The organism is Bacillus sp. JJ864 (assembly GCF_036963045.1).
In the GTDB taxonomy this organism is placed as follows: domain Bacteria; phylum Bacillota; class Bacilli; order Bacillales; family Bacillaceae_G; genus Bacillus_A; species Bacillus_A pseudomycoides_C.
Genome location: NZ_JBALLY010000070.1, coordinates 46767 through 67986, shown reverse-complemented (window position 1 = coordinate 67986; position 21220 = coordinate 46767). Strand labels below are relative to the sequence as shown.

The following is a 21220-nucleotide window of genomic DNA, read 5'->3' as shown; positions in this document are numbered from 1 at the left end:
GAAAACTGACTCTTTTTATCTTATTATTTTCACGTCGTGAAAAGTTCGTTTTATCTTTCTAAAGGTGCTGCATTTTCTGGAAGCATAAATGGATTATCTTTATTAATATGGTCATAAAACATAACACCATTTAAGTGATCAATCTCATGTTGGAATACAATTGCTGGTAATCCTTTTAAACGTAGTTTGACTTCTCCGCCATCTACTGTCGTTCCTTTTACAGTGATACGAGTGTAACGAGGTACATAGCCAGGGACTTCACGGTCTACGGACAGACATCCTTCGCCCCCTGATATGTATGTACGTTCAACAGAGTGGCTAATAATTTTAGGATTAAATAAAGCGTAGCTATATAACGTGCCATCTCGATCTGTGACATGGACAGCAATCATTCTTTTAGAAACACCGATTTGCGGTGCGGCTAAACCAATTCCAGGGCGTAAATTATATTTTTCAACCATTTCTGGATTTTGACTGTTAATCACAAATTCGATCATCTTTCGTAATATATGAACATCTTCTTCGCTTGCAGGTAGAGCTATTTCTTCAGCCACTGCTCGTAAAATGGGATTTCCTTCACGAATTACATCATTCATTGTAAGCATATATAATCCCTCCTTTCATTTTTAGTCTACCAAAGGTTATGAAAAAAGTCATGGCAAAGAACAAGACGAACAAACGCCTTGTTCTTTTATAGTTGTTTCATTTTACATTAACAGATGCAGGCAGCACCGACGATAATTAAGAGAATAAATAATACAACGATTATAGCAAAGCCGTGTCCAAAGCCGCCGCAACCACCACCATAGCCATACGAAGGATATGCGCAAGTTGAGGGGTAACAAAAAGTGTATCCGTACATGTTGTGACCTCCTTTACCATTTCCGCGAATGCTGCGGTTAGTATAATGTATGGAATAAAGGAGGGAAGTGTATAGTTATTTGCCTAAAAAGAAGGAAGATGCTGCATATTTTTATTAGGATGGGACAAAAGATAAGAAGGACATGAAACGTTTACATATTATTCTATGAGCAAAATATGTACGAAAAGGGAATAATATAACAGGAGGTTTTTGCCCACTAATACAGATAGTATTTTGAAAACTTGTATTTGTTGAGAAAATCTCTCTAACCTTCGAAAAAAATCGAAATCAAAGTGATTGACATCGTGATTAGAATAGTTGTAAACTAAAAAACGTGATCAAGATTGTATTAATTTGTTTAAATGAAAACATTAGTACAGATTGTTAGGTACACAAATTATTCAATAACTGACGAATGATGCGTCAGTTTTCAAACTTATGCTTTCATCAAAGTGAGATGCTAGTGAAAGCGTTTAAGAATATGGTTCAAGAGAGGAAGAGGTGAACGGAATGGGTACTAAAACAAAAAAGACCCTATTTAATGTTGATGAGCAAATGAAAGCTATCGCAGCTCAATTTGAAACATTACAAATTTTAAATGAAAAAGGCGAAGTTGTGAATGAAGCAGCTATGCCAGAATTAACTGATGAGCAATTAAAAGAATTAATGCGTCGTATGGTATATACTCGCGTATTAGATCAACGTTCTATTTCTTTAAACCGTCAAGGTCGCTTAGGTTTCTATGCGCCAACAGCTGGACAAGAAGCTTCTCAATTAGCAAGTCATTTTGCTCTTGAAAAAGAAGACTTCATCTTACCAGGATACCGTGATGTTCCACAATTAGTATGGCACGGCTTACCATTATATCAAGCATTCCTATTCTCTCGTGGACATTTCATGGGTAACCAAATGCCTGCGGATGTAAATGCACTTTCTCCACAAATCATTATCGGTGCACAAATCATCCAAACGGCTGGTGTTGCATTAGGTATGAAACTTCGTGGTAAAAAATCTGTTGCAATTACTTACACTGGTGACGGTGGTGCGTCTCAAGGTGACTTCTACGAAGGTATGAACTTTGCAGGTGCATTTAAAGCTCCAGCAATCTTCGTTGTTCAAAACAACCGTTATGCAATTTCTACTCCAGTAGAAAAACAATCTGCAGCAAAAACTGTAGCACAAAAAGCAGTTGCAGCTGGTATTTACGGAATTCAAGTAGACGGTATGGATCCATTAGCTGTATATGCAGCAACTGCTTTTGCTCGTGAGCGCGCAGTAAATGGTGAAGGTCCTACTTTAATTGAAACTTTAACATTCCGTTACGGTCCACATACAATGGCTGGTGATGATCCAACTCGTTATCGTACAAAAGATATCGAAAATGAATGGGAACAAAAAGATCCAATCGTACGTTTCCGTGCATTCTTAGAAAACAAAGGCATTTGGTCTCAAGAAGAAGAAGAAAAAGTAATCGAACAAGCTAAAGAAGACATTAAAGAAGCGATTGCGAAAGCTGACCAAGCTCCAAAACAAAAAGTAACTGATTTAATGGAAATCATGTACGAAAAAATGCCTTACAACTTAGCTGAACAATATGAAATTTATAAAGAAAAGGAGTCGAAGTAAGCCATGGCTCAAATGACAATGATTCAAGCAATCACTGATGCTTTACGCGTTGAAATGAAAAACGATCCTAACGTACTTGTGTTTGGTGAAGACGTTGGTGTAAACGGCGGTGTATTCCGTGCTACTGAAGGGCTACAAGCTGAGTTTGGTGAAGGCCGTGTAATGGATACTCCACTTGCAGAGTCTGGTATCGGCGGACTTGCAATCGGTTTAGCATTAGAAGGCTTCCGTCCAGTTCCTGAAATTCAATTCTTCGGTTTCGTTTTCGAAGTAATTGATTCAATCTCTGGTCAAATGGCTCGTATGCGTTACCGTTCTGGTGGACGTTGGACTGCTCCAGTTACAATTCGTTCTCCATTCGGCGGTGGTGTTCATACACCAGAATTACATGCTGATAGCTTAGAAGGATTAATGACACAACAACCAGGTATAAAAGTTGTTATTCCATCTACTCCATACGATGCGAAAGGTCTTTTAATTTCTGCAATTCGTGATAACGATCCAGTTGTTTACTTAGAGCACATGAAATTATACCGTTCTTTCCGTCAAGACGTACCAGAAGGCGAATACACAATTGAACTTGGTAAAGCTGATGTAAAACGTGAAGGTACAGATGTATCTATTATCACATATGGTGCAATGGTACATGCTGCATTAAAAGCTGCTGAAGAACTAGAAAAAGAAGGCATCTCTTTAGAGGTTGTTGACTTACGTACAGTTCAACCATTAGATATCGAAACAATTATTGCTTCTGCCCAAAAAACAGGCCGCGTTGTTGTAGTTCAAGAAGCTCAAAAACAAGCAGGTATTGCAGCTAACGTTGTAGCAGAAATCAATGACCGTGCAATCTTAAACTTAGAAGCTCCAGTTGTACGTGTTGCAGCTGCTGATACAGTATTCCCATTCTCTCAAGCAGAGAGCGTATGGTTACCAAATCATAAAGATATTGTTGAAGCTGTAAACAAAGTAATGAATTTCTAATTTGAATTTTATGTGCAAAGGAAATCAACACTTGCTGATTTCTTTTGCACAATCTAATAATAATGATATGAATCAGGAGGATGAATTCCGTGGCATTTGAATTTAAACTACCAGATATCGGTGAAGGTATCCACGAAGGTGAAATCGTAAAATGGTTTATTAAACCAGGCGATGAAGTAAACGAAGACGATGTACTTCTTGAAGTACAAAATGATAAAGCAGTTGTAGAAATTCCTTCTCCAGTTAAGGGTAAAGTACTTGACATTCTTGTAGAAGAAGGTACAGTAGCAGTAGTAGGAGATGTTCTTGTTAAATTTGACGCTCCTGGTTATGAAAACCTTAAATTTAAAGGTGACGATCATGACGAAGCTCCAAAAGCTGAAGAAGTGAAAGAAGAAGCTCCAGCAGCGGCAACTACTCCAGCAGCAACTGAAGAAGTAGTTAATGAGCGTGTAATTGCTATGCCATCAGTTCGTAAATATGCACGTGAAAAAGGTCTAGACATTCGTCTAGTAGCTGGTACTGGTAAAAACGGTCGTGTTGTAAAAGCTGACATCGATGCATTTGCAAATGGTGGACAAGCGGCAGTAGCAGCAACTGAAGCTCCAGTAGCGGCAGAAGCTCCAGCAGCGAAAGAAGAAGCACCAAAAGCACAACCAATTCCAGCTGGTGAATACCCAGAAACTCGTGAGAAAATGAGCGGTATTCGTAAAGCGATTGCGAAAGCAATGGTTAACTCTAAACATACAGCTCCTCACGTAACATTAATGGACGAAGTAGATGTAACAGAACTTGTTGCTCACCGTAAGAAGTTCAAAGCTGTAGCAGCTGACAAAGGTATTAAATTAACTTACCTTCCATACGTTGTAAAAGCGTTAACATCTGCATTACGCGAATACCCAATGTTGAACACTTCTTTAGATGATGCATCTTCAGAAATCGTTCATAAACATTACTTCAACATCGGTATCGCAGCTGATACAGACAAAGGTCTATTGGTACCAGTTGTTAAAGATACAGATCGTAAATCTATCTTCACAATCTCTAACGAGATCAATGAGCTTGCTGGTAAAGCACGTGACGGTCGTCTAGCTCCAGCAGAAATGAAAGGTGCTTCTTGCACGATTACAAACATTGGTTCTGCAGGTGGACAATGGTTCACTCCAGTTATTAACCACCCAGAAGTAGCAATCCTAGGTATCGGCCGTATTGCTGAGAAACCAGTTGTGAAAAACGGTGAAATCGTTGCAGCTCCAGTATTAGCATTATCTTTAAGCTTTGATCATCGCTTAATCGACGGTGCAACAGCTCAGAAAGCATTAAACCAAATTAAACGTCTATTAAACGACCCACAATTATTAGTAATGGAGGCGTAATAAACAATGGTAGTTGGAGATTTCCCAATTGAATTAGATACAGTCGTTGTTGGTGCAGGTCCTGGTGGATATGTTGCAGCAATTCGTGCAGCACAATTAGGACAAAAAGTAGCTATTATTGAAAAAGCTAACCTTGGTGGTGTTTGCTTAAACGTTGGATGTATTCCTTCTAAAGCGTTAATTAATGCAGGTCATCGTTATGAGAATGCAAAACATTCTGATGACATGGGTATTACTGCAGAAAACGTAACAGTTGACTTCACAAAAGTTCAAGAATGGAAAAACGGCGTAGTTAAGAAATTAACTGGTGGTGTAGAAGGCCTTCTAAAAGGTAACAAAGTTGAAATCATTCGTGGTGAAGCTTACTTCGTAGATGCAAACACATTACGCGTAATGACTGAAGAAGCAGCACAAACATATACGTTTAAAAATGCTGTTCTTGCAACAGGTTCTACACCAATTGAAATTCCTGGATTCAAATACTCTAAACGCGTACTTAACTCAACTGGTGCTTTAAGCTTACCTGAAATTCCGAAAAAACTTGTTGTAATCGGTGGCGGTTACATCGGTATGGAATTAGGTACTGCATATGCAAACTTCGGTACAGAAGTTACTGTATTAGAAGCTGGCGATGAAATTTTAGCTGGTTTTGAAAAAGCAATGAGCCAAGTTGTAAAACGTGCTCTTCAGAAAAAAGGCAACGTAACAATCCATACAAAAGCTATGGCTAAAGGCGTTGAAGAAACTGAAAACGGTGTAACAGTTAGCTTCGAAGTAAAAGGTGAAGTACAAACTGTTGAAGCTGATTATGTATTAGTAACTGTAGGTCGTCGTCCAAACACTCAAGAAATCGGTCTTGAGCAAGTTGGAGTTAAAATGACTGACCGCGGTATCATCGAAATCGATGAGCAATGCCGTACAAACGTACCAAACATCTATGCAATTGGTGATATCGTTCCTGGACCACCATTAGCTCATAAAGCTTCTTACGAAGGTAAAGTAGCTGTTGAAGCAATTAGCGGTCATGCATCAGCAATTGATTACATCGGAATTCCAGCAGTATGCTTTACTGATCCAGAATTAGCATCTGTTGGTTACACGAAAAAACAAGCAGAAGAAGCTGGAATGACAGTAGCAGTTTCTAAATTCCCATTCGCTGCTAACGGACGTGCATTATCATTAAACAGCACTGATGGCTTCGTACAACTTGTAACTCGTAAAGAAGATGGTCTTCTTGTAGGTGCACAAGTTGCGGGTGCAGGCGCTTCTGATATTATTTCTGAGATTGGTTTAGCTATCGAAGCTGGAATGACAGCGGAAGATATCGCTCAAACAATTCATGCTCACCCAACATTAGGTGAAATCACAATGGAAGCAGCTGAAGTTGCTCTTGGAATGCCAATTCACATTGTAAAATAATATAAGAAAAATAAAACAACCGTCTCTAGCTATTAGGAGGCGGTTGTTTTATTTAGTAAAGAAATTTTTAATAAATTGTAAGTTTCTTTCTTTTTTAGTAATTATTACATACATCCAAATTACTGCTATACAAAATAAAAAATGTGGTAATTAGCTAAAAAATAAACTACTTTGCTTCTTCTACCTGTTTCCTCATATATATGTAATGTTTTCTTTTAGCGCCCATATATTGTAATACAATAGGACGTGTGAAAGGAGGCAACAACATGAAAATGACTTTCGTTGCTTTGTTTCATTTTATTATATGGAGCGGATTTTCCATTGTGTTATTGCTATCAAGTCGCGATAAATTACATTACAAAGTACTGCTCTTTTTTGTGTTCTTTTATTTGGCTTATGTTATTGCCCATATGATGTTGCACTCCAGAAAAGAGGCAATTTTTTTTACTGTTACCAATAGTGTTCTCTTTTTTATGAGTAAGCTGCTTTTTTTTAGTTAACGTTTATAAAAGTACATTGTTCTTCCATTAAAAAGCTGTAATTCTCCTTCTAATTTCTTTGCTAAAAATCTGCAAAATTCATTAGCTTTTCCTTTATCTCCAAATGTTGCAGTAGACGGTAATGTAATTTGTATAAAAAATTGTTCGTTTTCAATTCCTATTCCTACATAAATAGAATGATAGCGTTCATGATTAGATTTCAAACAGAGTGTTGTATCTGAAGTATCAACCATTTCGTATGGAAAGGCAGTGTTTGCGTATGAAAAGCCGAGTTGTTGACCTGTTTGAGATGTAATTGTTTTATAGTAATGAAATAGTTGTTTAACATCGTCTAGAGAAATAGATTGCTGTTTTGAATTTGGGACAAGTTTAATGAATGCATCTTGCATAATAAACCTCCTAAGGGCATAATATATTACTATTTTAACATTGTTGTAAATTTTTTGACAATTAAAAGGGATCTTGCTTTTTTTGTTTAATATATACATTGTGGATAAATCAAGAAGAAAGGAGAGGGACAATGTTTGAAAAATTATATGATGAACATGAAAATACAAAAGTCCGCTTTCTTGGTTTTATGACAAATGAGACACGGTATGATTTTGGTGTGGTGTACACAACTATGTTTTTTGGTAAACCTCTTGTTGTTTGTATGCAGACTGGTCGAGCAACTCTCCTTGGACAGGATGACATTGAAAATGTGCACCATTTACAAGATGTCTTTAAACTTAAAACGAGTGAAGAAGCAACGGATCTAGCACAGTTTTTTAAGTTTCTATTGCCACCTACTTCTGTACATGCTGAATATGAGGAATAATTGTTTAAAAGCAGTCGTAATAATAAATATACGGCTGCTTATTATTTATAAATGTTTCATACTAATAAAATTAAAAAATAATTAATATGTCACAATTAAAACTATTGACGAAAAAAGTATAACATATTAAAATAAAGACAGAAAGTTAAGCGGTTACAAAAAATTCTTTGGAATTACAATATTAGGGGGAATTAAAAAATGGGAACTATCGTATGTCAAATTTGTGAGAACACAATTGCGCATTTTGAGGATGAAAAAGTAACAGTATTATACGGAAAATGCGGTTCTAAATGTGAGTGTGAGCATAAAGAACATACTAAAGCCCAATAAATAAAGAAACGCCTGCATGTGCAGGCGTTTTTTAGTGGATTGAAGTCGTGTGACCAATTGTTGCAATAATTGCATCATCTCGAATGGGAATGAGGTCGATTTCTGTTTGCATTTTCTTTGTAGAGGCAAATTGACTCATCATCCGACTATCTATACGTGTTAGAAAATCTGTTAAATATGCTGTTAAAAAAGCGAAAGGAATACGTCGTTGATTGAGTACCTCAATAATTTGACTTTCTGTTTTTACACCGACACCGTGCCCATAAAAAAAGAAATTTCCTAAATAAATCGCATTCTCTCCTTGCCATTCAATTGTTGCTGGGTTCACTTGTGGGTTTTTAAAATAAACAAGGTCACCAGGAACAACTTCTCCTCCTGTTTTTGTAATGAGTTTCAAATCTTTATCATAGTCCCATGTATATAAGTGAAGATTTGCAAATAAACGATTAAAGGTTTCTTCATCATAAAATGCTAGCAGTGATTTATAAAAGAGAATAATCATTGCGGTTGCACATTCTGTTCCATATTTTTTTCCGTTTAGAAAAATATCGCGAATAGCAAAAGAAGGTAACACATTAGGGCGAAGTTGAAAACCGCCTAAATGAGTTCTTTCCCAAAACTCAGGATTACAGTAAGATTGACTAAATGTCCGAAATTGTAGTCCGCTATTAAATAATTCTAAAGCAGAAGTAATGATATGAACACGGATATTTATATCAAACTTTAACTCATGTAATGATTGGAAATTGTATACTTCTTGGTTTCCAGTCATGATTTCTAAAATTTGTTGTTTTTCCGAAAAGAAAGGTTCGCTTTCATTTTTTATATATGGATGCACAATGGAACGGCCAATTACAATCATAAAATCCCACCTATATGTTTACATTCTTTTGGTTTTGTATTAAAGAGCGGTGAGGCTCTCAGCTTAAAATTTAGAGGAATTACTACCTAGATGTGTCTAATTGATTCTCACCTGCTAATGTGACCCGTATATGAACGGACTAGAGCTTTTAGTGATTGCGAGGATAGAACTATCCGTAAGAGCTGGATTGGGCAGGCTTTTCGCCTCATGGAAGTTTCACTTTATATCGTATGAATAGGCGAATAAAGGGTGCATATGAAAAAGAATATGAAGGCTGGAAGAGGAATGTTTGTGAATGAAAAATCCCACTCCAAAGTATGAAGTGGGAAGGGAGTTATTCGCTAATTGCTTTATATTCTTTAATGACACGTAAAGTTTGTAATGTCATATCTTCAGGACCTTGTACTGGTAATCCTGCTTCTAAATTCTTTTGAATATAGTCTAAATTTTCTTTTGTAATAATTTCACCAGGAGTGAAAATTGGAATACCTGGTGGATAGACCATAACGAAATCGGCTATAATGCGACCGGCAGCTTCTGCAAAAGGAACAACTTCTGTTTCAGAATAAAAGGCATCGCGTGGAGATAGCGCAAGCACAGGGATTTCTGGGATATCTACTTGCACTTGAACACCTTTTTCTGCTCTATGTTTAAAGGTAGCTGATAAATCGTGCAGAGCCTGTACTAGTAAATTTGTTTCATCTTCTGTATCACCAAGTGTAACAAGACACAGAATGTTATATAAATCGGAAAGCTCAACCTCTATATTATAATGCTCTCTTAACCATAACTCAGCATCGTGTCCTGTAATACCTAATCCTTTTACAGAAATGATAATCTTTGTTGGATCATAATCAAAAGTTGCATCTGTTCCGAGTAGTTCTTTACCAGGACAGTAGAGGAGTTCAATTTCATTTACGCGTTTTCGAACATCTTCTGCTAATTGAATAGTTTTTGTAATAAGTTCACGTCCTTCTGTTGCAAGACGCTTTCTTGCAACGTCAAGTGAAGCTAATAAAATATAAGATGTAGAAGTTGTAGTCAGCATACTAATAATCGATTGAACATGCTTTACATTTACAAGCCCTTCTTTTACATTCAAAATAGAGCTTTGTGTTAATGAGCCGCCTAGTTTGTGAACACTTGTTGCAGCCATATCGGCACCAGCCTGCATTGCTGACATTGGCATTTCGTCGTGAAAATGAATATGAACACCGTGGGCTTCATCAACTAGTACCGGTATATTGTATGAATGAACTAATTTTACAATTTGCTCTAAGTCAGCTGCAAATCCAAAATATGTTGGATTAATGACAAGGAGTCCTTTAGCATCAGGATGTTCTTCAAGCGCTTTTTTTACAGAAGGAATTGTAATTCCGTGTGAAATTCCTAATGTTGGATCAATTTCTGGATGAATAAAAATTGGTTTTGCGCCTGAGAAAATAATTGCTGACATAACAGACTTATGAACATTACGCGGTACAAGAATTTTATCTCCAGGACCACAAACGCTCATCACCATTGTCATAATTGCTCCACTGGTTCCTTGGACAGAAAAAAATGTATGATCAGCGCCGAAAGCTTTTGCTGCTAAATCTTGAGCTTGTTTAATGGTACCTTTTGGATGATGTAAATCATCGAGCGGTGCAATATTAATTAAATCAATTGATAATGCATTATGCCCAATAAATTCGCGGAATTCAGGATCCATTCCTTGTCCTTTTTTATGACCTGGAATATGAAATTGGACTGGATTTCGCTTGCTGTGCTCTATTAAAGCAGTAAACAATGGTGTTTCGTATTGGGACAACGTATACACCCCTTCTTTTTTTATTAATATTTATTAATTTTGTTTTATGTTTATCCTGTTACACTAATCAATAGCAGAAGAGAAATTCTAACTACTATTTGAAGTATCCCTTTGTGTTCTATAAAACAAAAGCATTATATCACCTATAAGAGAAGATGTATAGAAAAATAATAATGGTAATTATCGTTTCTTTATGTTGGCAGGGCTATGCGTAAAAAATGAATCACTGGGCTAATAAAAATTCAAGGATAGAGTATCAACGAACGGAGCTTGAGCAAAATAAGTGACGGAAAGAGTGAAAGATATCTTGATTAACGGATGCTATTTTCGCTGGATTCAAGAAAAAATAGTATTGATAAGATTTCGGATTGGTAAAGAAAACTATTAGTGACTAAGCATACAGGTGGAAGTTTCACTTTATCTCGCGTATGATAATGAAGAAGAACAAATTAGAGTGTGCTGGAATAGATGGGGTGTTATTATGGAATATCAATATCCAATTCGTTATGATTGGTCAAAAGAAGAAATGATTGCAGTAATTAAATTTTATGAAGCGATTGAACAAGCTCATGAAAAAGGGTTGAAAAGAGAAAATCTGATGAGTTTATATCGTCATTTTAAAGAAATTGTACCAGAAAAAGCAGAAGAAAAGAAAATCGACAAAGAATTCCAAGAAGTGAGTGGTTATTCCATTTATCGTACAATTCAAAAGGCGAAAAATTTACAAGAAGAAGATATCGTTAAATTGTAAAAATTTTTTGAAAAATAAAAAATGAAGTGTTATAATGGGATAACAACTAAAAACGGACAATACAAATATTGTCCGTTTTGCTTTATCGATTACAGATTTTATATAAAGGAAGGAGTGAGTGCATCGTTGCTTCAATTTTTTGGATGAATTGTTCATCAGTAAGATTTTCAAATTCTTCTGGAGAAATGTGAATTCCTACTAATAATTCTGCTTTTTTAACAGTGCCTAACCGCTCAATCATTTTTTGCAGCTTTTCTAGTTGAAGAGTGCTATGTAATTTTACATCAGGCTTAGTATGGTCAATGGACCAAACGAAATCATTTGGTATATTTGTTTTTAAATCATTTAAATGCTTTAAAAAGGCATGAGCCGCTTCCATTTTTTGTGGGCACTCATAAATTAAACCAAAGTATATAAAAGCATGTGTCCCCCATAGTCCAATTTGAAAATGTGGTAGCATTTTATATCCGCGTTTATTTGTTGAAAATGCAACCCAAGTATCGTTTGGTGGATTGACTTTACGACGTGCATGTTTCGCGACATGATAGAAAAAAGGTTCACCAGTTTCATTTGTTAAGAAATGAGAAATTTGTTCGCCGAGAGCTTCTAACTTCGGATGAATGTTCGTTTTAATTGCAGCCATTCTTTCTTCTAGACCATCCACAGAAAACACAGTGAAGTCTTTTTCTTTGAAAGTTTTTGATGTCATGGTTGTTCCTCCAACTCCTAGTTTGTTTTTATTCTAACATAGCTTGTACAATTCATAAAAAAAGACGCTTATAAAAAAATTTCAGATAAAAATGCAAATTAGTTGCATAGATGATTTATCTCACATAATATAGTATAAAACAAAAAAATCAGAAAATTGAGTAAATTCAAAGTCGAGGGCAAACGAATATTGGGAGGAGGCAAACGAATATGAGACAGGTAATTAACGCATTAAAAAGAACAGATGCGGAGAAGAGAATTCCGGTGTTACGTTTAGAATTAGATTATGAATTAGCAACGCTATATGATGCAATGATGGAAAAAGACGACATGAAAAAAGAAGAGTGTATGAAAAAATTAGAAGTGTTAAGACTTGAAATGATCCGGTTGGAGGCGTAATAATAGTGTATGTATAAAAAATTAGTTGGTGCGAACCTTATAAAGGGTTCGTTTTTTCTGTGAACTGTACAGATCGGAGTGTTTAAATATGCAAGAGGTATGGGAAGAAATTGATGCATACGCAAAACAATGGATAAAAGAAGCGGGGCAGCACCTTGTTTCATCAATGAAGCAGTCTCTTATTATTGAAACGAAGTCAAATGCCTCTGATTTAGTAACAAATATGGATCGAGAAATTGAACAATTTTTTATTGGGAAAATTAAAGAGACATTTCCTAAACACTATATTCTTGGAGAAGAAGGATATGGCGATGAGCTTGCTTCAACGGAAGGGATTTTGTGGTTAATTGATCCAATTGATGGAACGATGAATTTTGTTCATCAAAAGCGAAATTTTGCAATTTCAATTGGCATATATGAGAATGGTATTGGGAAAATTGGTCTCGTATATGACCCAGTTCATGATGAGTTATATCATGCGAAAATGGGTGTTGGAGCATTTTATAATGAAATAAAAATCCCATCATTACAGCCGAGTGAAGTATCTTTAGGAGTTATTGCTGTAAATGCTACGTGGCTTACTGATAATCCTCGTCTCGATATGAGGAAAATGGCACAACTTGTAAAAAAAGCAAGAGGAACACGTTCGTATGGCTGTGCAGCACTTGAAATGGTATATGTAGCAACAGGACGATTAGATGCATATGTGACGCCGCGCTTGTCTCCATGGGATTTTGGCGGTGGGAAGATTATTGTAGAAGAGGTTGGAGGAAAAGTAACCACTTTTACTGGAGAGTCGCTTCAAATTATTGAGAAGAGCAGCGTTCTCGTTGCAAGACCAGGTGTGTATGAAGAGATGCTACAATATGTACAGTAGGTGTATAAAATCCAGAGAAAAAACAAAAAAGTAAGAGGCATAGAAAATTGCTTCTTACTTTTTGTTGTTATTGTAGCTTACGCATTTTTCTTTTTGTTATAAATCCGTATCCGATTGTAAAAATCGTACCGACAATACAAATAATAACACCGATTGGGCTATTCTCAGCAATCATAATTCCAATACCAATCATAAAAATAACGCCAATGATAGCTGTTAATAAAAAACGATATTGAATTTGTTCCATATATTTCACCCTCCAATTTCATTGTACTTTCACAAAAGTGAGAATACAACTATATTTTCATTCTTGATTTTATTTTGATTGCTATTGCAACCCCTTCGCTCTTATAATAGAGAAGGATTAAAAAGACACTAGGAGTTGGACATGTTGAAAAGACGAGAAGATTTACGAAATATAGCAATTATCGCCCACGTTGACCATGGTAAAACAACACTTGTTGACCAATTGTTACGTCAAGCGGGGACGTTCCGTGCAAATGAGCACGTTGAAGAACGTGCGATGGATTCGAATGATTTAGAAAGAGAACGCGGTATTACTATTTTAGCAAAAAATACAGCGATTCATTATGAAGATAAACGAATTAATATTTTAGATACACCTGGACACGCTGACTTCGGTGGTGAAGTAGAGCGTATTATGAAGATGGTTGATGGTGTGTTACTTGTTGTTGATGCATATGAAGGTTGTATGCCACAAACACGATTTGTTTTAAAGAAAGCACTTGAGCAAAATTTAACTCCAATCGTTGTTGTGAATAAAATTGACCGTGACTTTGCTCGTCCAGACGAAGTGGTTGATGAAGTAGTTGATTTATTCATCGAACTTGGGGCAAACGAAGATCAGTTAGAATTCCCTGTTGTATTTGCATCAGCAATGAACGGAACAGCAAGCTTAGATTCAAACCCAGCAAATCAAGAAGAGAATATGAAATCATTGTTTGACACAATTATTGAACATATTCCAGCACCAGTTGATAATAGTGAAGAGCCACTTCAATTCCAAGTAGCACTTCTTGATTACAATGATTATGTTGGTCGTATCGGAGTTGGACGTATATTCCGCGGTACAATGAAAGTAGGACAACAAGTTGCGTTAATGAAAGTTGATGGAAGTGTAAAACAATTCCGTGTAACGAAATTATTTGGTTACATCGGATTAAAACGTCAAGAAATTGAAGAAGCGAAAGCTGGAGACCTAGTAGCTGTTTCTGGTATGGAAGACATTAACGTTGGTGAAACGGTATGTCCAGTTGAACATCAAGAGGCATTGCCATTATTACGTATTGATGAGCCAACACTACAAATGACATTCCTTGTAAATAACAGCCCATTTGCAGGTCGCGAAGGTAAATATATTACATCTCGTAAAATCGAAGAGCGTCTTCGTTCACAGCTAGAAACGGATGTAAGTTTACGTGTAGACAATACAGAATCTCCGGATGCATGGATTGTATCTGGACGTGGAGAGTTACATTTATCAATCTTGATTGAGAACATGCGTCGTGAAGGATATGAATTACAAGTATCGAAACCAGAAGTAATCATTAAAGAGGTTGACGGCGTAAGATGTGAGCCGGTAGAACGTGTACAAATTGATGTGCCAGAAGAATATACTGGTTCTATTATGGAATCAATGGGGGCACGTAAAGGTGAAATGTTAGACATGGTCAATAACGGAAACGGCCAAGTTCGTCTTACATTTATGGTTCCAGCACGTGGACTAATTGGTTACACAACTGAATTCTTAACTTTAACTCGTGGTTACGGTATTTTAAACCATACATTTGATAGCTATCAACCAGTACATGCAGGTCAAGTTGGTGGACGTCGTCAAGGTGTTCTAGTTTCACTTGAAACAGGAAAAGCATCACAGTATGGTATTATGCAAGTTGAAGACCGTGGTGTAATCTTCGTTGAACCAGGTACGGAAGTATATGCAGGTATGATTGTTGGGGAACATACACGTGAGAATGATTTAACAGTTAACGTTGTGAAAATGAAGCAACAAACTAACATTCGTTCTGCAACAAAAGACCAAACATCAACCATGAAAAAACCGCGTATTATGACTTTAGAAGAGTCATTAGAATACTTAAATGATGATGAATACTGTGAAGTAACACCAGAATCAATTCGTCTTCGTAAAAAGATTCTTGATAAGAGCGAACGTGAAAGATCTGCTAAGAAAAAGAAATTCGCTGAGTGATAAACAAAAAAGAAGCTATCTCGTCTGAGGTGGCTTCTTTTTTGTTTATTGAGGTTTGAATTTTTGGAATTTTGTATAGACAATGTGTATATAGCACGCTACTCTTATAGTAGAGCATAATAAAAAGTATAACTGGGAAAAAGGGGAGTGCCAGAAAATGTCGGAAGTGCTAGAAAGAATGTCATTTTTTGCGAAATTATACAATGTAGATACGAACCCTGAATTAGGAATGTGGCTTCTTTACGGTACGATTATTATATTTAGTATTATTGTTTATAATTTAGGGTTTGCTAGAAAGTTATCTTTGTTAAAGAATGTAGTAATCTATACTGTACTAATACTTGGTTGCACTATTTTAACCTTTTTTGCTGTTTTTCTGCCTGTAGGAGAAGGGCTTGTTGTAGCAATTATTATACTTGGTATATATAAATTACGTTTACGGCAAGCGAAATATTCAAAGGCAGGCTAAAAGGGGGAATGAAAGATGCGTTCTGTGCAAGATGCACTATATAATTGGTTAACCATTAAAATTGTTGCAGAAGCCCGTCCGTATGATGAAGCTGCTCAAGAAACATATATGCTTTTTCATAATATGTTACATGAAGACCATCAGTTAAAACATGTTACGGTAGAAAAAAAGGAAGATATGTATTTTGTTACATATGAAAGAGAAGGGGAAAAGAAATCAGTTCGGTTTCCGCTTGAGTTAATTGATTGTTTTTTAGAACAGATAAACCGAGATCCAGAGAAATATAAATAAGCTCTTATCCTGTTCGATAAGAGCTTATTTATACGTTACAATTATGTACATCATATTATAGATGGTTGTAACCATCTAGTGATGTTTATTTGATTGCTTTCAGCGTTCAAATAGACGATATTCCTATTAGCATATTACCATTCATCTTCAACCGTTTTATCACGATATAATCGAAAGTTACCTGTTGCATGTCTTTCTAAAGTACGTTCTGTAATTCGATCTGTACATTGTTTACACAGAAATGTATGAATGGGACGATTGCGAAGCCGTTTTGCTACGGGATTTTCGTCATTTAAATCTTCTTTTTTATCACAAAGAACACATTTGACTCTCATTTTGTCACCTCGGCACAAATTCTATCTTACTTTAGTATATCATGTGCTTTAGATATTTTTGAACTATAGAAGAAAAAATAAATATTTTCGCAATTCGAGAAATAGGTTATTATATAAGTGAAACTACTATCAACGTAGAATTATAATTTTTGCTGATGGTTAGTGGAAACATATAGGCAAGTTTCTTTTCTTAAGTTTTTCAGTTAAGTGCCTGGCAGAGCGAAAGCAATATAGTTGATTATGGAGGTGGAAACATGGCAAATATAGTAGAGCTAACATTAACAGATGCTTTAGTGAAAGCGCTACGTGAAGAGCGTATTGTAACAGTTGCAACGACTGATTTTGAGAAAGGTATTCCCAATGTAAGTGCGATTTCATGGGTATATGCAATGGATGAAAAAGTTATTCGTTTTGCAGTGGATCAACGCTCTCGCATTGTAGAAAATTTGCGTCATCATGCAGGGCTCGTTTTGACTGTTATGGCAGATGAGTCCGTATATTCTATAAGTGGTAAAGCGATTATAAAAACTGAGCGGATAGAAGGTATTCCGCTGAAATTAACATTAATTGAAGTTTCTGTGCAAGAAGTGCGTGACGTAATGTTTTATGGTGCGAAACTTGCTATTGAACCGAAATATGAAAAAACATATGATCTTCGCGCTGCGGCAAAGTTAGACAACCAAGTTTTATCAGCGATGAAGGATACTTGAAAAAGGATGGGCAGCAAAGAAAGTTGTTCATCCTTTTTCTTTATATTTCAAGTGATTTCTATTCTATCTCGCTTGTACAGTACATATAATTATAACAATGGTTCGTCCATAGTTATGGATGAAACCCTTGTTCTACAAATTTCATGGTGGAGTCAGGGGGTAACAGGTTGAATAAAATTTATGTGCTAGATACGAATGTACTTTTGCAAGATCCGTTATCTATTTTTTCTTTTGAAAATAATGATGTAGTCATTCCGGCTGTTGTGTTAGAGGAAGTAGATTCAAAGAAACGCTATATGGATGAAGTTGGCAGGAATGCGCGCTATGTATCAAAACTAATAGATAAATTTCGTGAACTTGGGAAATTACATGATAGCATTCCTCTTGAGAATGGAGGGACATTTCGAATTGAGTTAAATCATCGTTCGTTTGTTCAATTACAAGATATTTTTGTAGAAAAAACAAATGACAATCGTATTTTAGCTGTGGCTAAAAATTTATCATTAGAAGAGCAAGAAAAAGAAAATGGAAAATCCGTCATCCTTGTGAGTAAGGATGTACTTGTACGAGTAAAAGCTGATGCTCTAGGTTTACAAGCTGAAGATTATTTGAGTGATCGTGTTACGGAAGTAGAAAACATATATACCGGCTTCTTAGAGTATTACATACAAAAAGAGATTTTAAACCGCTTTTATGAAAAAGGAGAGCTTCCTCTTTCTGAAATTGCTAATCATCCGTTTTATCCCAATCAATTTATTGTAATGAAAGATGCTTTAGGTGGATCAAGTTCGGCTCTTGGAATTGTGGATCATTCCGGGAAAAAGATAAAAAAGCTTATTTTTCCAAATGAGCAGATTTGGGGAATTCGTCCTCGAAATGTACAACAAATTATGGGGATGGAATTGTTGTTACGTGAAGATATTCCTCTTGTAACATTGACCGGGAAAGCTGGAACGGGGAAAACGTTAATAGCATTAGCTGCGGGACTAATGCAAACAGAAGATTTGGGAATGTATAAAAAGTTGCTCGTGGCAAGGCCGATTGTTCCAGTTGGAAAAGACATCGGATATTTACCAGGAGAGAAAGAAGAAAAGTTAAGACCTTGGATGCAACCGATTTATGATAATTTGGAATATTTATTTAACACAAAAAAGCCTGGGGAATTAGATGCAATTTTAGCGGGAATGGGTTCTATTGAAGTAGAAGCTCTAACATATATTCGCGGACGCAGTATTCCAGAGCAGTTTATTATTATTGATGAAGCACAAAATTTAACGAAACATGAAGTGAAGACAATTTTAACGCGTGTCGGTGAGAGAAGCAAAATTGTTTTAATGGGGGATCCACAGCAAATTGATCATCCATACTTAGATGAATATAATAACGGTTTAACATATGTGGTAGAGAAGTTTAAAGAACAAAAAATTAGTGGACATGTGAAGTTTGTAAAAGGTGAACGCTCTAATTTAGCACAACTGGCAGCGGATTTATTGTAGGAAAGAGTGGCGAAAAGCCACTCTTATTTGTTTGTTTCCTATGAACGGACAGTAAGCTCTTTCCCTAATGGAAAGTATACTTTACACAATAGTAAATTTTCGAATATATCGAACAGGATTATTGACATTAGAGCCATCACCGAAATAAAGATGAACAGGGCCATCTTCTTTTAGTGGCTTCCCTTTACTAGAAAAACCGAGAATAGCATCCTTTGCTTCCTTTATTGAAATCGTTGTAATACCAGATTCGGTATGAATTTCTATATGTGTTGCGTCATTAGAAATTTCTGCGTTTTCTAAAAAAGGTAAAAAAGGTATACCAAATGTTCCTGTAATAATTTTCTCTTTTTCAAATCTTGCAACGCTTTTATTAACAGGTGGGAAAATAGCTCCTTCTCTAATTTCACGATCCCAATGTTTGGATGCTTCTTTCGTATATTGTGCTAACTCACTTATTTTTTCCTTTGGAGTTGTAAAGTATGTTGTTAAGTCGACCTTTCGATCATCAAAAATCCAAACACTTGGATCAATTGTAATTGGAAAGCGTACATTTCCGTTAATAAATAAGATTTCGTTCATTGTTGTTCCCCCATTTGTCTTATACTCCCACTTTTCAGTATAATAGGACTAGGAACAATTGTCACAGAAAATGTTTCTATTGCAATTTATGAAAACTATCGCTAATATTAATAGATAGGATAGGAGAGTAGGACGGAAATGGAGGGAACCAATTTGGCGTCTGAGACAGTAACAAATCATCAGGAAAAGGCACATGCCCTTCTACAAGCTGATGCAGAGAAAATTTTAAAACTTATTAAGGTGCAAATGGACCACCTTACGATGCCACAGTGTCCATTATACGAAGAGGTACTCGATACACAAATGTTTGGCTTATCCCGTGAAGTTGATTTTGCGGTTCGTCTTGGTCTCATTGCAGAAGAGCAAGGTAAAGAAATTTTGGGAGAATTAGAACGCGAGCTATCGGCGCTGCATGATGCTTTTACAAACAAACAATAATAGCTGGTTCAAATAAGGGGCTCAAACTGAATCAGTTTGAGCTTTTTTTGTGGAAAAAAACGATTTTTCCTGAAAAGCAGGAAGAATGCAAATACATATGGAATACAACTGTAAAAATAGAAGAGAGAAAGAGGATTTTGAATGAAAAGAGTCTGGAAGTCCATAGATTATTCTTTAGTGCTTCCTCTTGTTATCGTATGTGTGCTCGGCGTTATTATGGTGTATAGTGCCAGTTCTATCGTTGCGATTACAAAATATAATCCGAAATACGGGTGGGCGAGCGATCACTTTTTTCTGTCACAGTTAAAAGCGTTGCTAGTTGGAGTGCTTGGTTTACTTGTTGCGATGATTGTTCCTTTTCAAGTGTGGCGAAAGCGGATCATTACTGTTTTAATCGTTATTTTTAGTATTTGTATGTTATTAATTGTTCTAAAATGGGGAGAAGTTAGGAATCATGCGCGATCGTGGGTATTTGGTGTGCAACCGTCGGAGTTTATTAAATTAGGAATTATTGTTGTATTAGCGCGTTTTTATGCAAAAAAACAAGCGACAGATGGACCGATTTGGCATGGTGCTGGTCGAGTGTTTGTTTTTTTATTTATTACAATTTATTTAATTTTAAAGCAGCCTGACCTAGGAACAACATTACTAATTGTGTCAACAATTGCGATTATGACGTTCTGTTCAGGGATACCGTTTCAAGTTTGGATAAAACGAATTGCTCTTACATCTATTATATGGCTGCCACTCGGATATTTCATAGGAAAAAATGTTTTAACATCTGTTCAAATTTCTAGGTTTACTACATTTTGGAATCCGTTTGGGGATGCGCAGGGAAATGGATTTCAATTAGTCAATTCGTTTGTTGGAATTGCTTCTGGTGGTATAGGTGGTAGAGGATTGGGAAATAGCATTCAAAAGTATGGATATTTACCAGAACCGCATACAGACTTTATTATGGCAATTGTATCTGAGGAACTTGGCTTTATTGGGGTGGCAATTATTTTAATAGGTTTACTAGTCATTGTTGTTCGTGCTTTTCGAATTGCACAAAAATGTAAAGATCCTTTTGGGAGTTTACTTGCAATTGGGATTGGCAGTATGATTGGTGTACAATCTATTGTAAATTTGGGTGGAATTACCGGAGTTATGCCGCTTACAGGTGTTCCTTTACCGTTTGTTAGTTTTGGTGGTACTTCTTTAGTGTCAACCTTAGCGGCTATGGGGATTTTATTAAATGTAGCTAGTTTTGTGAAACAGCAAGAAAAAAGAGAGCAGCAAGAGCGAGAACAACAACAACAACAACCTAAACAAGAGAGACACCTTGTTGTTGTAAAATAAAAGAAGCTTTGTA

The 21220-nt window shown here is 36.1% G+C and carries 26 protein-coding genes; 17 read left to right on the top strand and 9 right to left on the bottom strand.

The genetic code is table 11. The features are described 5' to 3' along the window. Positions 1-50 precede the first annotated feature (50 nt). Together def and V7024_RS11960 are read right to left on the bottom strand one after the other, a co-directional pair. A complete protein-coding gene (gene def / locus V7024_RS11965; RefSeq protein WP_335520063.1) occupies positions 51-605 on the bottom strand; it encodes a peptide deformylase in 555 nt (184 codons plus the stop codon). Positions 606-712: 107 nt separating this feature from the next. Next, complete coding sequence (locus V7024_RS11960; protein ID WP_335520060.1) at positions 713-862, bottom strand: YjcZ family sporulation protein; 150 nt, start codon at positions 860-862, stop codon at positions 713-715. A 510-nt stretch (positions 863-1372) separates the two neighbouring features. Between V7024_RS11960 and pdhA the strand changes: the two genes are divergently transcribed. The 5 genes from pdhA to V7024_RS11935 all read left to right on the top strand — a co-directional run bounded on the left by pdhA (position 1373) and on the right by V7024_RS11935 (position 6764). Beyond that, on the top strand, positions 1373-2488 hold the full coding sequence (pdhA, locus tag V7024_RS11955) for a pyruvate dehydrogenase E1 component subunit alpha (RefSeq protein WP_098916337.1): 1116 nt from the start codon (positions 1373-1375) through the stop codon (positions 2486-2488). A gap of 3 nt (positions 2489-2491) precedes the next feature. After that, a complete protein-coding gene (gene pdhB / locus V7024_RS11950) occupies positions 2492-3469 on the top strand; it encodes a pyruvate dehydrogenase complex E1 component subunit beta (RefSeq protein WP_335520057.1) in 978 nt (325 codons plus the stop codon). 89 nt (positions 3470-3558) lie between these two features. Next, positions 3559-4845, top strand: coding sequence for a dihydrolipoamide acetyltransferase family protein (locus V7024_RS11945; RefSeq protein WP_335520054.1), 1287 nt, complete (start codon positions 3559-3561; stop codon positions 4843-4845). A gap of 6 nt (positions 4846-4851) precedes the next feature. Then, a complete protein-coding gene (gene lpdA, locus V7024_RS11940; RefSeq protein ID WP_335520049.1) occupies positions 4852-6264 on the top strand; it encodes a dihydrolipoyl dehydrogenase in 1413 nt (470 codons plus the stop codon). A gap of 266 nt (positions 6265-6530) precedes the next feature. Beyond that, the gene (locus tag V7024_RS11935; RefSeq protein ID WP_098916333.1) at positions 6531-6764 is read left to right on the top strand and encodes a hypothetical protein; all 234 of its coding nucleotides are present in this window, start codon (positions 6531-6533) and stop codon (positions 6762-6764) included. On the opposite strand, the gene V7024_RS11930 is transcribed toward V7024_RS11935, so the two are convergent. After that, entirely contained in the window at positions 6761-7153 is a 393-nt protein-coding gene (locus V7024_RS11930; protein ID WP_335520045.1) for a DUF1885 family protein, read from the bottom strand. The genes V7024_RS11935 and V7024_RS11930 overlap by 4 nt on opposite strands. 131 nt (positions 7154-7284) lie before the next feature. Here V7024_RS11930 and V7024_RS11925 point away from each other — a divergent pair, with 131 nt between their 5' ends. Next, a complete protein-coding gene (locus V7024_RS11925; protein ID WP_035429211.1) occupies positions 7285-7581 on the top strand; it encodes a DUF3055 domain-containing protein in 297 nt (98 codons plus the stop codon). Positions 7582-7779: 198 nt separating this feature from the next. Continuing rightward, positions 7780-7911, top strand: coding sequence for a GapA-binding peptide SR1P (locus V7024_RS11920; protein WP_020059303.1), 132 nt, complete (start codon positions 7780-7782; stop codon positions 7909-7911). A gap of 31 nt (positions 7912-7942) precedes the next feature. Here V7024_RS11920 and V7024_RS11915 read toward each other — a convergent pair whose 3' ends face one another. Further along, a complete protein-coding gene (locus tag V7024_RS11915) occupies positions 7943-8773 on the bottom strand; it encodes a protein-glutamine gamma-glutamyltransferase (RefSeq protein WP_098916331.1) in 831 nt (276 codons plus the stop codon). Positions 8774-9107: 334 nt separating this feature from the next. Continuing rightward, positions 9108-10592, bottom strand: a complete 1485-nt coding sequence (locus V7024_RS11910) for an aminotransferase class I/II-fold pyridoxal phosphate-dependent enzyme (protein WP_098916330.1) — start codon at positions 10590-10592, stop codon at positions 9108-9110. Between the two features lie 472 nt (positions 10593-11064). On the opposite strand from V7024_RS11910, the gene V7024_RS11905 reads away from it, so the two are divergent. Continuing rightward, positions 11065-11334, top strand: coding sequence for a UPF0223 family protein (locus tag V7024_RS11905; RefSeq protein WP_335520038.1), 270 nt, complete (start codon positions 11065-11067; stop codon positions 11332-11334). A gap of 82 nt (positions 11335-11416) precedes the next feature. On the opposite strand, the gene V7024_RS11900 is transcribed toward V7024_RS11905, so the two are convergent. Further along, positions 11417-12043: a YktB family protein gene (locus V7024_RS11900; RefSeq protein WP_335520033.1), complete on the bottom strand. Its 627-nt coding sequence runs from the start codon at positions 12041-12043 to the stop codon at positions 11417-11419. A gap of 209 nt (positions 12044-12252) precedes the next feature. Between V7024_RS11900 and V7024_RS11895 the strand changes: the two genes are divergently transcribed. Together V7024_RS11895 and V7024_RS11890 are read left to right on the top strand one after the other, a co-directional pair. Further along, positions 12253-12441 (top strand): hypothetical protein, encoded by a 189-nt coding sequence (locus V7024_RS11895; protein ID WP_020059298.1) that lies wholly within the window; start codon positions 12253-12255, stop codon positions 12439-12441. 88 nt (positions 12442-12529) lie between these two features. Continuing rightward, a complete protein-coding gene (locus V7024_RS11890; RefSeq protein ID WP_335520030.1) occupies positions 12530-13318 on the top strand; it encodes an inositol monophosphatase family protein in 789 nt (262 codons plus the stop codon). A 67-nt stretch (positions 13319-13385) separates the two neighbouring features. Here the strand turns inward: V7024_RS11890 and V7024_RS11885 are convergent, their stop codons facing one another. Further along, positions 13386-13565, bottom strand: coding sequence for a DUF5325 family protein (locus V7024_RS11885; RefSeq protein WP_098916326.1), 180 nt, complete (start codon positions 13563-13565; stop codon positions 13386-13388). A gap of 141 nt (positions 13566-13706) precedes the next feature. On the opposite strand from V7024_RS11885, the gene typA reads away from it, so the two are divergent. The 3 genes from typA (at position 13707) to V7024_RS11870 (ending at position 16308) form a co-directional block, all read left to right on the top strand. Next, complete coding sequence (gene typA / locus V7024_RS11880) at positions 13707-15548, top strand: translational GTPase TypA (protein WP_335520026.1); 1842 nt, start codon at positions 13707-13709, stop codon at positions 15546-15548. Positions 15549-15714: 166 nt separating this feature from the next. After that, on the top strand, positions 15715-16017 hold the full coding sequence (locus V7024_RS11875) for a YlaH-like family protein (protein ID WP_335520074.1): 303 nt from the start codon (positions 15715-15717) through the stop codon (positions 16015-16017). Between the two features lie 15 nt (positions 16018-16032). After that, positions 16033-16308, top strand: a complete 276-nt coding sequence (locus tag V7024_RS11870; protein WP_335520023.1) for a hypothetical protein — start codon at positions 16033-16035, stop codon at positions 16306-16308. Positions 16309-16442: 134 nt separating this feature from the next. On the opposite strand, the gene V7024_RS11865 is transcribed toward V7024_RS11870, so the two are convergent. Further along, positions 16443-16643 carry a YlaI family protein gene (locus V7024_RS11865; RefSeq protein WP_098916324.1) on the bottom strand — a complete coding sequence of 67 codons (201 nt, stop codon included), beginning with the start codon at positions 16641-16643 and terminating at the stop codon, positions 16443-16445. Positions 16644-16897: 254 nt separating this feature from the next. On the opposite strand from V7024_RS11865, the gene V7024_RS11860 reads away from it, so the two are divergent. Together V7024_RS11860 and V7024_RS11855 are read left to right on the top strand one after the other, a co-directional pair. Next, on the top strand, positions 16898-17353 hold the full coding sequence (locus tag V7024_RS11860; RefSeq protein ID WP_335520019.1) for a pyridoxamine 5'-phosphate oxidase family protein: 456 nt from the start codon (positions 16898-16900) through the stop codon (positions 17351-17353). A gap of 167 nt (positions 17354-17520) precedes the next feature. Further along, positions 17521-18849 carry a PhoH family protein gene (locus V7024_RS11855; RefSeq protein ID WP_020059290.1) on the top strand — a complete coding sequence of 443 codons (1329 nt, stop codon included), beginning with the start codon at positions 17521-17523 and terminating at the stop codon, positions 18847-18849. Positions 18850-18930: 81 nt separating this feature from the next. On the opposite strand, the gene V7024_RS11850 is transcribed toward V7024_RS11855, so the two are convergent. After that, a complete protein-coding gene (locus tag V7024_RS11850; RefSeq protein WP_335520012.1) occupies positions 18931-19428 on the bottom strand; it encodes a peptidyl-prolyl cis-trans isomerase in 498 nt (165 codons plus the stop codon). A gap of 153 nt (positions 19429-19581) precedes the next feature. Between V7024_RS11850 and V7024_RS11845 the strand changes: the two genes are divergently transcribed. Further along, the gene (locus tag V7024_RS11845) at positions 19582-19866 is read left to right on the top strand and encodes a YlaN family protein (protein WP_098916450.1); all 285 of its coding nucleotides are present in this window, start codon (positions 19582-19584) and stop codon (positions 19864-19866) included. A 141-nt stretch (positions 19867-20007) separates the two neighbouring features. Further along, positions 20008-21207, top strand: coding sequence for an FtsW/RodA/SpoVE family cell cycle protein (locus V7024_RS11840; protein WP_335520008.1), 1200 nt, complete (start codon positions 20008-20010; stop codon positions 21205-21207). Positions 21208-21220: the final 13 nt, after the last annotated feature.